This is a genomic window from Serratia sp. HNCC26DJ244 (assembly GCF_057180565.1).
This window is the reverse complement of the sequence record NZ_JBXUGO010000004.1, coordinates 219,077-234,646: the sequence shown is the minus strand read 5'-3', so window position 1 is coordinate 234,646 and position 15,570 is coordinate 219,077. Positions and strand designations below refer to the sequence as shown.

The following is a 15,570-nucleotide window of genomic DNA, read 5'->3' as shown; positions in this document are numbered from 1 at the left end:
CAGCCTTCCCGCGCTAATGCCACCAGCCCTTTTGGTCAGATGCAAGGAGCTTTTACATGAAAGAAAGATTTATAGGTTGGTTGAAAAACACCCGAAACAATACCAAAGTCACCCAGTGGCTATCACGGCATCACCAGGCGGTTGCCGACATTCTTCCCGCCAGCAACATCAAAGCCGAGCTATTTTCTATCGACCAAATGGAACGCTACGGCCAACGCCTGGCTCGTTCACATAAACTGGCAAGCGGTAAATCCCCCTACCATTTACTCAAACGCCTTAATGATAACGAACAGGTTTTGACAGAAAGTTGCCGCCAATTAAGCAACGGCAAGAAAAGCATCATGACCCCCGCAGGCGATTGGCTGCTGGACAATTTTTACCTGATTGAAGAACAAATTCGCGTGGTCCGCCATCATCTGCCAAAAACCTTTGGCCGCTGGTTGCCCCGGTTGATGGTGCCACACAACTGCCCACGGATTTACGATATCGCCACCGAGGCGATTGCTCATGGTGATGGGCGTTGGGATGCCGAAAGCCTGATGCGCTATATTGCCGCCTACCAGACAGAAGTGAATTTAACGCTGGGGGAACTCTGGGCGTTACCCGGTATGCTCAGGCTGGCACTGATTGAAAACTTACGCCGAGTGGCGTTAGAAGTAGCCCAGGTGCAACAGGAACGCAATCTGGCGGATAGCTGGGTGACTAAAATGCTCGAGTCGGCAAAAAACGACCCCGCCAACTTGATTATCGTCATTGCCGATATGGCGCGTTCTAACCCGCCGCGCACCAGTGCCTTCGTGGCCGAACTGGCCCGTCGCCTACGGGGCCATGGCACCATGTTGGCGCTACCACTGACCTGGGTTGAACAACGCCTGGCGGAAGTCAGCTTGACCTCAGATGAGTTGATTCATCGTTTCAACCAGCAGTTGGCCTCTAATCAACTCTCTGTCAGCAACAGTATTGCGGGTCTGCGTCAACTGAGCGAAATGGATTGGGCGGAATTTGTCGAAGCCATGAGTCACGTTGACCATACTTTGAGTGAAGACCCCGCAGGCATCTACCCATTAATGCATTTCAATACCCGTGACCACTATCGCCATGTGATCGAAACGCTCGCGCGCCAGTGCCCGCATAGTGAGGTCCAAGTGGCAAAGCAGGCGCTGAATATGGCACGGGCCGCCGCTGAACAGGCCAATAGCAACCCACGAACGCACCATATCGGCTATTACCTGATTGATGATGGCCGCCCACAACTGGAACAACAACTCCAGGTCCGTTTCGGGCGCATAAGCCGTATCAGTCAACTCTTCAATCAGTACCCGCTGCTCTCTTGGGTCGGTAGCCTCAGCCTGCTCACTACCGCGGCCTGTGCCGTAGTACTGCACCATACTTATCACACCGGCATCACTTGGGGGTTGCTGCTGCTGATCTGCCCATTAGTGGTCGTGGTCAGTCAGTTGATGGTCAACTTACTCAGTGAAACCACCAGCCGTAACTGTTCACCAAAACCGCTACCCAGGCTCGATTTTTCCAACGGCATCCCGGAAAAATACCGCACCCTGGTGGTGTTCCCGACCTTGATCAGCCATAAAGCGAATATTGACCAATTGATCAATACGTTGGAAGTCTGTTATCTGGGCAATTCGATGCCGCATCTGCATTTCGCCTTACTGACCGACTTTAATGATGCCGCACAGCAACACCAGGCGGATGATGCCGAGCTACTGGCTTATGCCAGCCAAAAGGTCAATGAGCTGAATACCCGCTATAGCAGCGAAGGTGCCAGTCACTTCTTTCTGTTCCACCGGGAACGCCTGTGGAATGAAAAGCAGCAAACCTGGATGGGGTTGGAACGTAAGCGTGGCAAGCTAAATGCCTTGAATGATTGGCTACGCAATCGAGGTAATGGATTTTCCAGCCAAATAGGGCAAGGGTTAACGCAGTTAAAAACCGTTAAATATGTTATTACGCTCGATAGCGACACCATTTTGCCGCGTGAAACCGCCCATCAGTTGATTGCTGCTATGGCACACCCATTGAATCAACCGCAATACGATGCCACACACAATCGGGTAGTGGCTGGCTATGCTGTCCTGCAGCCACGAATGGCAGAAGAGATCCCCACTTATGGTCAGAGCCACTATGCAGCACTCTGTAGCAGCACACCGGGCAATGACCCCTACACGCAGATCTCCTCTGATATTTACCAGGATCTGTTTGGTGAAGGTTCGTTTATTGGTAAAGGGATTTATGACGTCGATGTCTTTTCCCACAGTCTGCAAGGCTCTTTCCCAGAAAATCTGGTCTTGAGCCACGACCTGTTGGAAGGTTGCTATGCCCGCTCGGGTTTACTCAGTGATGTGTTGCTTTATGAGCAATATCCCGGCACTTATCTGGTAGACGTGGCGCGCCGTTCACGCTGGATCCGTGGCGACTGGCAATTACTCAACTGGCTGCGCCCCCAGGTGGTCACTGAGGATGGCACCCGTGCAACCAATCCGCTGAGCCACCTATCGCGCTGGAAACTGCTGGATAACCTGCGCCGTAGCCTGGTCTCCCCTTGTTTACTGTTGCTGTTGTTCCTTAGCATTGGCTGGTTACCGGATACCGGCTACTGGTTTGCTGTCTTCGCCATTATTCTGCTGCTACCCACGCTGCTGGCACTGTTGCAAGATGGGGTACGCAAACCGCCGCACCAGCCTTATCGCCAGCATTTACAGTTGAAACTCAAAGGGTCACTACACCGGCTGGCGCAGGTTGGCCTACGACTAACCGAATTACCCCATGAAGCCCTCTACAGCCTGAAGGCCATTGCTATCACGCTGTGGCGTTTACTGGTAAGCAAACATCGTCTGCAAGAGTGGAGCAGCTACGCTCAATCCCAACAGCACCAGGCGGTCACGCTGGCCAATTACTACTGCAAGCTGTGGTTCAACCCGTTGGCTGGTGTACTGCTCTTGCTACTGGCGGCGTTTTCTGGCGCGATCGCTATATTGCTCGCCCTGCCATTAGCCATTTTGTGGGTGCTGTCGCCGTTCCTGCTTTATCACCTCAGCCTTGAGCCACTGCGAGTTAAAGCTGCCCTCACCCTTACGCAACGCCGCTACTTGCGCCAGACCAGCCGTGAAACCTGGGCGTTTTTTGCCACCTTTGTCACTGAACAAGAGAATTGGTTACCGCCGGATAACTTCCAGGAGATCCCGGAGCCGATGATCGCGCATCGTACTTCACCCACCAATATCGGGCTGTCGCTGCTGGCAGATCTCACCGCCTATGACTTCGGTTATCTCACCCTCAGTGGTGCCTTACAGCGCATTACTCTGACCTTGGGCACACTGGAGCGTATGGAGCGTTACCGGGGTCATCTGTACAACTGGTATGACACCCGGACCCTGGAACCCCTGAGCCCGCGCTATGTCTCCAGCGTGGACAGTGGTAACTTCGCGGCTCATCTACTGACATTAAGTGCCGGGCTACCGCCGTTGGCCAATCAACCGGTGGTCGACCCGTCACGCCTGCTTGGCGGGCTTGATGACACCCTGTTGTTGCTAGAGCAGCACTGGGGAGCCACCGCCCCCCAAGCCTTGCAGCAGTTGCGCAAACTGTGGCAACGGGCAAACAATGCCCCTACTGCAGCACTGCAAACTGAACTGAATACGTTGCTTAGTGAGAGCCAAAACCTGCAGGAAAGCGCACGGCAACAGGGCGAAGCGACTCAACGCTGGGCCGCTGCTTTTCAGCAACAACTCAACGAACTCAGCACCGAGTGGAGCTTATGGTTTGGTTGGTTGAACAACAGCCTGCCGGCACTGGAACAAGTGCCCAGCCTGCACTGGTTAGCCAACCCGCCCAAACAGCTGAGGCTATCCGCAGAGCAGCAAGTGCAACTTGATAGCGTGACTCAACTGGCTACCGAACGCCTGGCACACTTGACGCTGTTGCAACAGCGGTTAGAAAACATGGCGCAGATGGATTTCAGTTTCCTGTACGACAAAACCACACATTTGCTGACTGTCGGTTTCAACTGCGATCAAAACCGCGCAGACAGCAGTAAATATGATCTGTTGGCCTCAGAAATCCGCCTGACCAACTATGTCGCCATTGCCACCAACCAAATCCCGCAGCGCAGTTGGTTTGCACTGGGGCGGCTGTTTACCCTGATCAATAAAGAACCGGCCCTGATGTCCTGGAGCGGTTCGATGTTCGAATACCTGATGCCGCAATTGGTGATGCCGGCCTACCCCAATACCGTTCTGGTGCAAATGTGCCGTGCGGCCGTAAAACGGCAAATTGCCTGGGGCAAAGAGTGCGGTGTCCCGTGGGGGATTTCTGAATCCGGCTATTTTGGCTTTGATGTGTTGCAAAACTACCAATATCACGCCTTTGGGGTGCCGGGATTAGGCTTGCGACGCGGGCTGGGGGATGACATGGTCATCGCCCCTTACGCCACCCTACTGGCGTTGATGGTTGACCCCGACAGTGCCTGCAACAATTTGCTGACGCTGGAAAAAAACGGCGCCAAAGGGCGTTATGGTTTCTACGAAGCACTGGATTACACCGCGTCGCGCCTCAGTTGGGGGCAACTGTATGTGATTGTCCGTTCCTATATGGCTCACCATCAGGGGATGAGCTTCCTGGCGTTATCGCATCTGTTATTGGATGCGCCAATGGTAAAACGTTTTTCCCGCTACCCTGCTTTCCAGTCAACCCGGCTGGTTTTGCAGGAACGGGTGCCGGATGCCATCGAGCTTTACAGTACCCGCCGCCACTTCGAAACTCATGAAGGCACCATTACACCGGCCAGTTTTGCTGCCCGCGAATTCACCGGTGTCGATTCCTTCATCCCCGAAGTGCAACTGCTGTCTAATGCCAACTATCACCTAATGATCAGCCAAAGTGGTGGTAGCTATAGTCGCTGGCAGGATCTGGCATTGACACGTTGGCGCGAGGATGCCACCTGCGACAACTGGGGGGCTTTCTGTTACCTGCGTGATCCACAAACCGGTGAGGTGTGGAGTAACACCTGGCAGCCTACCGGAGGAAGCGAGAAAGGGGGTTACCGCGCCACCTTCAACGACGCAGGTGCGGAGTTCCAGCGCCAGCAGGGGATGCTTTCGGTGAAAACTCAAGTGGTGATTTCACCAGAGGATGATATCGAACTGCGCCGCCTGACCTTGGTTAACCGTGGCAAACAAACGCGCATCATCGAAATTACCAGCTATGCCGAAGTGGTGCTTGCCCCAGCCAACAATGACCTGGCCCATCCTGCATTCAGCAATCTGTTTGTACAAACCGAGTTACTGCCTGATCAGGACGCCATTCTGTGCCACCGCCGCCCCCGTGAACCGCAAGAAAAATCGCCGTGGTTGCTGCATATGATGATCCTGCCAGGGGGCAGTAACCAGACCTCGTTTGAAACCGATCGGGCCAAGTTTATTGGCCGGGGTCGCACGCCAGCCAACCCGCAGGCGCTGCATCAGAACCGCCCCCTGACCAATAGCGCCGGCGCAGTGCTCGACCCGATCATGGCTATCCGCCAGCAGGTGGTGCTTAAACCCAATCAACCGTTGACGCTAGATATCTTCTATGGCGTTTGTGAAGACCGTGACAGCAGCCTGGCAATGTTGGAGAAATACCGTGACCGCTATATGGCGGACCGTATTTTCGAACTGGCCTGGTCACACAGCCAAGTAGTGCTACGCCAGCTTAATGCCAATGAAGAAGACGCCAATCTGTTTAATCGCTTGGCCAGCGCGGTGGTATTCCCGGCACAGGAGATGCGTGCCGCCAGCAGTGAAATCATCAATAACCGCCGTGGACAATCCGGGCTTTGGGGCTATTCCATCTCCGGTGATCTACCTATTGTGCTGTTATCTGTCAGCGACAGTGAGAATATCGCACTGGTGAAAAAGCTGATCCAGGCACATAACTACTGGCGCTTGAAAGGGCTACAGGTTGATCTGGTGATTATTAATCAGGATCTCGGGGGTTATCGGCAAGATCTGCAAAATCAGATCATGGAGATGATTGCCGCTGGCATGGAGTCATGCCTGACTGACAAGCCTGGTGGGATCTTCGTTCGCTCCGGCGAATTGATGTCGCCGGAAGACCGTACCCTGCTACTGAGCGTAGCGCGGATTTATCTGGATGATCGGCGCGGTGGGCTGGTGGAGCAACTCAACCAACGTTTGCAACAGCCACCAACCCAACAGCAACCATTAGGCCCGCCAACCGCCTCCTCTAAGCTGGCTGTCCTGACTCGTTTACCGCACAACCTGCATTCACCCCAGCTACCTGACATCGATAACCTGCAATTCTACAACGGCTATGGGGGCTTCTCGGCAAATGGCCGCGAATATGTCATCGCCGTTAACGAAAGCCGGGTCACGCCAGCACCTTGGGCAAACGTGATTGCCAATGAGATGTTCGGCTCAGTGGTCTCAGAAAGTGGCCAGGCTTATACCTGGTATGAAAACGCCCACGAGTACCGCTTGACCCCGTGGAATAACGACCCGGTGAGTGACCGTAGCGGTGAAGCCTTCTATCTGCGTGATGAAGAGAGTGGGCATATTTGGTCACCGACACCACTCCCCGCCAAAGGGAGTGGTCATTACCTGACACGCCATGGTTTTGGCTATAGCGTGTTCGAGCACCGGGAAAGCGGTATCGATAGCCAACTGACGGTGCTGGTGGCCAAAGATGCACCGGTGAAGTTGTTCCTGCTCACCCTGACTAATGCCTCTGGGCGAACCCGTAGGCTCTCTACCACCGGATATATGGAGTTTATCCTCGGTGATTCGCGCCAAAAAGCGGCAATGCATGTCGTGACCCGCAGCGCAACCGTGCCTGGGGGTTGCGGCATCCTCGCCAACAACTATTACACCAGTAGTGGTTCGCCACGCACTGCGTTCTTCGGCGTGACTGGCGTACATTGTTCAATCACCGGTGATCGGCGGGAATTTATTGGCCGCAACGGTACGCTGGCCGACCCTGCCGTTCTGAAATTACGACGGTTATCCGGCAAGACCGGCGCTGGTCTGGACCCTTGTGGGGCCGTTCAGTCTGCCATTAGCCTCATTGATGGCGACCAACGCAGTTGGGTGTTCGCTCTAGGCCTGGGGCAAGATACTGACGAAGCCGAAGCCCTGCTACGCCATTATCTGCAAGAAGATGTGCTGCATCACGAGTTACACCAGGTGGAGCAACACTGGGACCGGCTGCTGAACAAGGTACAAATCGCCACCCCCTATCCGGCTGTCGATCTGCTGGCTAATGGCTGGCTGCTGTATCAAACCATCGCCTGCCGCCTTCAAGCCCGCAGCGGGTATTATCAATCGGGTGGTGCGTTTGGATTCCGCGATCAACTGCAAGATACGCTGGCACTGACACACACCCAGCCTGAACGTCTACGCGAACAAATCCTGTTATGTGCTTCGCGGCAATTTATTGAAGGGGATGTTCAGCACTGGTGGCATCCGCCACAGGGCAATGGGGTACGCACCCGCTGTTCCGATGATTACCTGTGGTTGCCTTTGGCTATTTGCCATTATCTTGATGCCACGGACGATCAGGCAGTTCTTCAACAGCAGGTAAGTTATCTGACAGCACGCCCATTGGCACCGGGTGAAGAGTCATGTTACGAACAACCGGGTACCAGTACCGAACAAGAGAGCCTGTATCTGCACGGTGTCAGAGCGCTGAAGCATGGCCTGAGACTGGGTGAGCACGGGCTGCCACTGATGGGCAGTGGTGACTGGAACGACGGCATGGATAAAGTCGGCGCGGAAGGTCGTGGCGAGAGTGTTTGGCTCGGTTTCTTCCTGTTCTCTATTCTGCAACGCTACGGCAAGCTTGCTTACCAGCATAGTGATCCAGAATTAGCGCAATGGTGCCAACAGCAAGCGGAACAACTGCGCGTTAACCTGCACGCTCACGCCTGGGATGGTGAGTGGTACCGCCGTGGCTACTTCGACAATGGCGAACCTTTGGGGTCGCAGCACAGCGCGGAGTGCCGCATTGATGCCATCGCCCAGAGCTGGTCAGTTCTTTCCGGCGGTGGCGACTCAGCACGCAGTACGCAGGCGATGCAATCGTTGGATAAGCACCTGGTGGATAACCAGGCCGGGATCATCAAACTACTGACGCCACCTTTTGATGGCAAGGGCCCGAACCCAGGTTATATCCGTGGTTATCTGCCCGGTGTGCGGGAAAACGGCGGACAATATACTCATGCGGCCATATGGGCAGTAATGGCGTTCGCCGAAATGGGCAATATCGAACGTGCCTGGGAATTGATGGCCTTGATTAACCCGATCAACCATAGCCTAGACAGCATGGCGGCAGATCGCTACAAAGTTGAGCCTTATGTTGCTACGGCGGATATTTATGCCGTCGCCCCGCATATTGGCCGTGGTGGTTGGAGCTGGTATACCGGTTCAGCAGGCTGGATGTATCGGCTAATCATAGAGTCACTACTTGGGCTAAAACGCCGTGGCAATACCCTGGCCATCAACACCCGGTTACCCGTTGGTTGGCCGCCAGTTACGCTAACCTACCGTGAAGGGAGCAGCGAATATCGCTTAGTACTGCGCCAAGGCGAGGGCCACACGCAAGTGTTCGTTGACGGTGAACGGCAACCACAACCAGTGATTACCTTGCTTGATACGGGGAAAATCTATCAAGTGGAAGTGATATTGGGCATTGAGGGCGATCATCAAGCGTAAAGTGAATGGGTAATCAACTCCATAAACCCTAGGCAAACAACTGCCTTCCCTGCCTGCGAAAGTGCGCAGACAGGGAAGGCGCACCTGCATTAGAAGTGGTATTTCACGGCAGTATCGCTGTAGCCATTGTTACCCAGTTGCTGGCCAACGTTGCCCCACAGATTCACCTGCTTGTTGACTTGCCCTTCCACGCCCAGTTTCAGCTCGGCAATATTGGCGGCTCCGTCTTGCTTGACGGTGATATCATTCATCGTAGTTTTGCATAAAAATAAAAGCACCCAACAACGGGTGCTCTATTGATATTAAGGGCAGACACATCGGCCTGCCCTGCTGTACTAATGTTTGTTGTCCAGTTATGACCCGCCAACGATCAAAACATCGGTTTTGCCATCTGCACCAGGGTAATCAGTGGTTGCGGGTAGAGCCCCAACAACAGTACCAACACCGTTGAAATCAGCACCACCACCCCACCGGCGGTCAATGCCCAGTTGTTGGGGGTATCCCGTCTCAAGGTTTCTGGGGCGCTTAAATAGAGGCTGACGATCACACGCAAGTAGTAGTACAAACCAATGGCACTACCGACCACCACCGCACCGGTCAACCACCACAGATGCGCGCTAACGCCCATGGCAACCACATAGAACTTACCAATAAAGCCCAGCGTCATCGGGATACCGGCCAATGACAACATCATCACCGTCATCACCGCCGACAGAATAGGCTTATGCCAAAACAGACCGCGGTAAGAGAACAGCGAATCGGCATCCGGCCCACGGTAAGGGCTGGACATTAAACTCACCACCCCGAAGGCGCCCAAACTGCTGAACAGATAACCGGTCAGATAAACACCAGCGGTTTCCAGTGCCAGATCGTGGCTTTGTACCGCGATCAGCGCCACCAACAGATAACCCAGATGAGCGATGGAGGAGTAACCCAGCAACCGCTTAATGTTCGTCTGGTTAATCGCCATCAGGTTACCAAACAGGATCGAACAGAAGGCGATCACCGCCAGCACGATGCGCAGCGCTTCATGATCAGCAGCGGGCGCATACAGGAACAAACGCATCACTACCGCAAAGATCGCAACCTTGCTGGCAGTTGCCAGAAAGGTTGAAACCGGTGCTGGGGCGCCTTGATAAACATCCGGCGTCCACAACTGGAATGGCACCAACGAAAGTTTAAAGCCGAGGCCAACCAGCATCATGCCCATCCCTGCCAACACCAGTGGCTGGTGAACCAGATGTTCCTGCAAACTCTTGCCCAGGCCCGCCAATGACAGGTCACCCGACTCGGCATACAGCAGCGCCATACCAAACAGCAGGAAGCTGGAGGCAGCAGCAGAGAGCACCATATACTTGATGGCGGCTTCTAACGAACGCTTCTGGCGGTAGGCATAACCAATCAGGCCAAACAGCGGTAACGAAACCAGTTCAATGCCGAGGAATAGCGAAGCCAGATGGTTGGCACTGGCGAGTAACAGCCCCCCCATGGTAGCAATCAATACCAGCAGGTAGAACTCTTCACGGTTATCCGGGTAACCCGCCAGCCAAGGGTAGGCAAAGGTACAAGTTGCCAAGCTGGCCAACAGCACCAGCCCAGTATAGAACATCGAATAACCGTCAATCCGCACCAGCGGAGTGACGTCTATCGGACCAACTTGTCCGACAAAATAGAGCGAAAGCAGTGCCAGGTTAAGGCCGACGACAGCCAGAGTAGCATTGATAAAGTGGTCGCGTCGCCACGCAATGCACAGCATCACAACCACCACCGTCAATCCGACGATCAACAGCGGTAACAGTGCGATCAGTTGTTGAGGAGTTATTGTCATGGCGAATTACGGCCTTGTAGTTAAAATGGCTGAAACTGACGGACCAAACCAGTGTTGCACGTTGTCCATCGCTGCACTTGAGGTATTCAGAACCGGTTGAGGATAGACCCCCAACAGCACCAACAGCACCACCAACAGCAGAACGATAAACAATTCACGAGCACTCATGCCCGGCAACGGTTGGTCTGACTTCGGCGCACCGTAGTAAGCACGTTGCATCATCATCAAGGCATAAACCGAAGCAAACACCAGACCGAAAGCTGAAATTATCGTGATCACCGGGGTAACCTGGAAGCTACCAAACAGGATCATAAATTCACCGACAAAGTTACCGGTACCCGGCATCCCCAGAGTGGCCACGGCAAAGAACAGGGAAAGCGCAGGGATATACTTGATCCGCCCCCACAAGCCGCCCATCTGACGCATATCGCGGGTATGCAGGCGTTCATACAACTGGCCACAGATAATAAACAACCCGGCGGCAGAAAGGCCGTGAGCAATCATCTGGATCACCGCCCCCTGGTAAGCTAATTGGCTACCGGTATAGATGGCAATCAGCACAAAGCCCATATGGGAAACGGAAGTATAAGCAATCAGACGTTTGATATCGGTTTGGGCAAATGCCATCCAGGCACCGTAGAAGATACCAATCACCCCCAACCACATGGCGATCGGTGCAAACTCAGCCGAAGCATTAGGGAACAGCGGCAAGCTGAAACGCAACAGGCCATAGGCCGCCGTTTTCAACAAAATCCCTGCCAAGTCCACCGAACCCGCAGTCGGTGCCTGGCTATGAGCATCCGGCAACCAGCCGTGTAATGGCACCACTGGCATTTTCACCGCGAAAGCGATAAAGAAGCCCAGCATCAGCAGGTATTCCACTTGGTGCGACATTGGCGTGTTCAACAGTTCTACATAGTTGAAGGTCCAGGCACCAGTGGCATTATGATGAACAAACACCAAGCCGAGGATGGCAACCAACATCACCAGACCACTGGCCTGGGTATAGATAAAGAACTTGGTAGCCGCCGTAATACGGGTTTTACCATCCGATGCCTTATGCCCCCACAGAGCAATCAGGAAATACATCGGCACCAACATCATTTCCCAGAAGAAGAAGAACAGGAACAAGTCAATGGCGAGGAACACCCCGATAACCCCACCGAGGATCCACAGCAGGTTCAGGTGGAAAAAACCCTGATTTCGCTGGATTTCATTCCAGGAACAGAGTATTGCCACCACCCCTAGCAAGCTGGTCAACACCACCATCAGTAGCGACAAACCATCCAGTGCCAGGTGGAAGCTGATACCAAAGCTCGGGATCCACGGTACAGAAAACTCAGACTGCCACTGTGGAATCCCCAACGGCTTAAGCAGTGAATAGTTGCCCTGCCACCACAGTTGCAAGGTGAGAACTAATGTCAGCCCCATCGCGATCAATCCGATCCAGCGCGGCATTTTAGTGCCGAAACGCTCACTCTGCCAACACAGCAGACCACCGATAAAGGGGAGAAGAATTAGCCAAGTTAATATCATGGCGTTTTGTATCCCTTATTCTACCCGTCTCTTTCAAGCTGGAGCGTTGTTGGCTACGTTTACTCACCCCAGTCACTTACTTGTGTAAGCTCCTGGGGATTCGTGCACTTGCCGCCTAGCTCCAATTTGAAATTCTTGGGTGTAAAGCAAAAACGTTGTACATAGCGCTAAATTAACGAGCGCTACGCCCGATAATTGTGTCCAAACTGCTCTGTTAAACCATCATCAACAGCGCCAATACCAGCACGGCGCCCACCCCCATAGAGGCGATATACCAGCGGATATAACCGTTCTCACTCACCGCCAAACCACGATTACCCCAGCGGGCAAAGATTGCAGGCAAGTTCATCAGTGAATTCAGTGGATCGCTTTGCAGCAATCTGGCAATCGCCAGGTAGGGTTTGACAAACACCTTGTCATACAGCCAGTCAAAGCCCCAGGCATTAAACCACCAGGTTGACAAGAAACGCCCTGGCGCACTTTGCGCGATGCTGTTTACCAGGGTGCGTTTACCTAACCACAGCGCAGCTGCCAACAGGATACCGATGATAGCCACCACCCCAGAGGTGATTTCCAACGTCAGCACATTGCCATGTGGCAACTCGGTGGTTGACGGCAGTACCCCAGAAAGTGGTGGAACAATCATCGCACCCACAAAGGTGGACAGCACCAACAGCACCAGCAGTGGCAAGTGGTGAGTAATCCCTTTCACGGCATGGGCTTTGATTTTCTCTTCACCATGGAACACGATAAAGATCATACGGAAGGTATACAGTGAAGTCATAAATGCCCCCACCAACCCTGCCATCATCAGGTTGAAATGGCCGTTAGCCATCGCGCCAGCCAGGATCTCATCCTTACTGAAGAAACCTGCGGTAACCATAGGCAGTGCCGACAAAGCAGCGCCCCCCACCAGGAAGCAGACATAAATCAGTGGAATGCTCTTGCGCAAGCCCCCCATTTTGAAAATGTTCTGTTCATGGTGACAGGCCAGAATCACTGAGCCAGAGGAGAGGAACAGCAAGGCTTTGAAGAAGGCGTGTGTCATCAGATGGAAGATTGCCGCATCCCAAGCCTGTACGCCTAGCGCCAGGAACATATAACCAATCTGGCTCATGGTTGAGTAGGCTAACACGCGTTTGATATCGGTCTGCACCAGCGCGGCAAAACCCGCCAATAGCAAGGTGACCCCACCGACCACGCCCACCAGCTCCAACACTTGTGGCGCCATCAGGAACAAACCGTTCATACGGGCAATCAGGTAAACACCCGCAGTCACCATGGTGGCCGCGTGAATCAAAGCAGATACCGGGGTTGGGCCGGCCATCGCATCCGCCAGCCAGGTTTGCAACGGTAACTGTGCCGATTTACCCACCGCACCACCCAGTAACATCAGGGTTGCCCAGGTAATCGCACTGTCGCCCACCGCCAGTTTCTGTGGTGCCAGCACCATCAGTTCACGAATGTTCAGCGTGCCCAGTTGCTGATACAGAATAAACAGCGCAAAAGCCAAGAACACATCACCCACACGGGTGACGATAAAGGCTTTCATTGCCGCCGCCCCATTAGCCGGGTTTTTATAGTAAAAACCGATCAACAGGTAACTGCACAGACCAACACCTTCCCAGCCCAGGTACATCAGCAACAGGTTATCGGCCAGAACCAGAACCACCATGCTGGCGATAAATAGGTTGGTATAAGCGAAGAAGCGTGAATATCCCTCTTCACCACGCATATACCAAGAGGCATACATGTGAATTAAGAAACCGACACCCGTGACCACCGACAGCATAGTGAGTGACAGGCCATCCAACACCAAGGTAACCCCAATGTTGAAATTGCCTACCGCCATCCAGGTCCACAGGTGTTGTTCAAACAGCTGAACACCCGTAGCCTGTTGAGCAAGAAAATCCACAGCGGCATAGGCCGTGACCAGTGCTGCCAGGCCAACTGAGCCAACGCCGACGGTTGCGGCCAGGTTTTCACACCAGCGCCCCCGGGAAAACGCCAGCAACAGGAAGCCGAGCAGCGGCAGCAGAATGGTTAAATATAATAGATTCATCCGCGCATCTCACTGACAGTATCAATATTCAGGGTATGACGGCGACGGTAGAGCTGCAGCAGCAATGCCAAGCCGACACTGGCTTCGGCGGCTGCCAGGCTGATCGCCAAGATATACATAATCTGCCCATCTGGCTGATGCCAATAGCTCCCCGCTACGATAAACGCCAATGCCGCAGCGTTGATCATCACTTCCAGGCTGATGAGCATAAACAGCAGATTACGCCGGGATATCAACCCGCCCAGCCCCAGTGCAAACAGAATTGCCGCCAGGATAAGCCCATGTTGAAGAGGGATCATGCTTGCTCCTCCGATTTTCTTTTCGCCATGTCACTGCTTGCGGCGGTATTACTCAGCACTTCACCGGCTTTTTCTTCACGGCCAATATGGAAGGCAACCACCAGCCCCGCCAACAGCAGCATTGAAGCCAGTTCAACCGCCAGCACATAAGGGCCGAACAGACTGATACCCACCGCTTTGGCATCGATCACTTCCCCGCTGATGCCTTGATCCGCCACACTGCGGATAGCAAAAATCAACACCAGCAATAAAACCAGTGACAACAACGCGGGGCCAATCCAGACAGAGGGTTTCAACCACTCACGCTCTTGCTGTTGTACGGAACCACCCAGGTTGAGCATCATCACCACAAACACGAACAGCACCATGATGGCACCCGCATAAACGATGATTTCCAACGCCCCGGCAAAATAAGCCCCCAGTGAGAAAAAGACTGCCGAGATCGCCAAGAGAGACACGATCAGATACAGCAGCGCATGTACAGGATTGGTATGCGAAATAACGCGTATCGTCGCGACTATCGCAATCAAACCTGCCAAATAAAAGGCAATTTCCATGCTTGCTCCTACGGCAACAGACCTTTGACGTCGATCGGTTTGGCTTCATTTTCGGCTTCGCCCTTGGCTTTGCCGTCAATCGCCATACCGGCCATGCGGTAAAAGTTATATTCCGGATATTTACCCGGCCCCGAGATCAACAGATCTTCTTTTTCGTAGACCAAATCCTGGCGTTTGAACTCACCCATTTCAAAATCAGGGGTCAATTGGATCGCGGTGGTTGGGCAGGCCTCTTCACACAAACCGCAGAAGATGCAACGTGAGAAGTTGATACGGAAAAACTCCGGGTACCAACGCCCATCTTCATGCTCGGCTTTTTGCAGTGAAATACAGCCCACCGGGCAGACCACGGCGCACAGGTTACAGGCCACACAACGCTCTTCACCATTGGGATCACGCGTCAGCACGATGCGACCACGGTAACGTGGTGGCAAATAGACTGGTTCTTCCGGATACATTAGGGTTTCGCGTTTGGCGAAGGCATGCAGGCCAATCATCCAAAGACTGCGCACCTGGGTGCCGAAACCAACCACCAACTCTTTCAATGTCATGGTTTATTCACCCC

At 53.7% G+C, this 15,570-nt stretch carries 7 protein-coding genes and 1 pseudogene; 1 reads left to right on the top strand and 7 read right to left on the bottom strand.

Annotation, left to right across the window (positions count from 1 at the left end):
* Positions 1–56 precede the first annotated feature (56 nt).
* On the top strand, positions 57–8,723 hold the full coding sequence (locus AC2A06_RS05510) for a glycoside hydrolase family 94 protein (protein WP_484379611.1): 8,667 nt from the start codon (positions 57–59) through the stop codon (positions 8,721–8,723).
* An 89-nt stretch (positions 8,724–8,812) separates the two neighbouring features.
* Here the strand turns inward: AC2A06_RS05510 and AC2A06_RS05505 are convergent.
* The 7 genes and pseudogenes from AC2A06_RS05505 to nuoI all read right to left on the bottom strand — a co-directional run.
* A pseudogene (locus AC2A06_RS05505) lies at positions 8,813–8,980 on the bottom strand (autotransporter outer membrane beta-barrel domain-containing protein); the annotation flags it as partial.
* 113 nt (positions 8,981–9,093) lie between these two features.
* The gene (gene nuoN / locus AC2A06_RS05500; protein ID WP_473197386.1) at positions 9,094–10,551 is read right to left on the bottom strand and encodes an NADH-quinone oxidoreductase subunit NuoN; all 1,458 of its coding nucleotides are present in this window, start codon (positions 10,549–10,551) and stop codon (positions 9,094–9,096) included.
* Between the two features lie 6 nt (positions 10,552–10,557).
* The gene (gene nuoM, locus AC2A06_RS05495) at positions 10,558–12,087 is read right to left on the bottom strand and encodes an NADH-quinone oxidoreductase subunit M (RefSeq protein WP_023491579.1); all 1,530 of its coding nucleotides are present in this window, start codon (positions 12,085–12,087) and stop codon (positions 10,558–10,560) included.
* Between the two features lie 214 nt (positions 12,088–12,301).
* A complete protein-coding gene (gene nuoL, locus AC2A06_RS05490; protein ID WP_484379610.1) occupies positions 12,302–14,149 on the bottom strand; it encodes an NADH-quinone oxidoreductase subunit L in 1,848 nt (615 codons plus the stop codon).
* Complete coding sequence (nuoK, locus tag AC2A06_RS05485) at positions 14,146–14,448, bottom strand: NADH-quinone oxidoreductase subunit NuoK (RefSeq protein ID WP_023491577.1); 303 nt, start codon at positions 14,446–14,448, stop codon at positions 14,146–14,148. The genes nuoL and nuoK overlap by 4 nt, the downstream gene beginning before the upstream one ends.
* Positions 14,445–15,005 carry an NADH-quinone oxidoreductase subunit J gene (gene nuoJ, locus AC2A06_RS05480; protein ID WP_484379609.1) on the bottom strand — a complete coding sequence of 187 codons (561 nt, stop codon included), beginning with the start codon at positions 15,003–15,005 and terminating at the stop codon, positions 14,445–14,447. The genes nuoK and nuoJ overlap by 4 nt, the downstream gene beginning before the upstream one ends.
* Positions 15,006–15,013: 8 nt before the next feature.
* Entirely contained in the window at positions 15,014–15,556 is a 543-nt protein-coding gene (nuoI, locus tag AC2A06_RS05475; RefSeq protein WP_023491575.1) for an NADH-quinone oxidoreductase subunit NuoI, read from the bottom strand.
* Positions 15,557–15,570 lie beyond the last annotated feature (14 nt).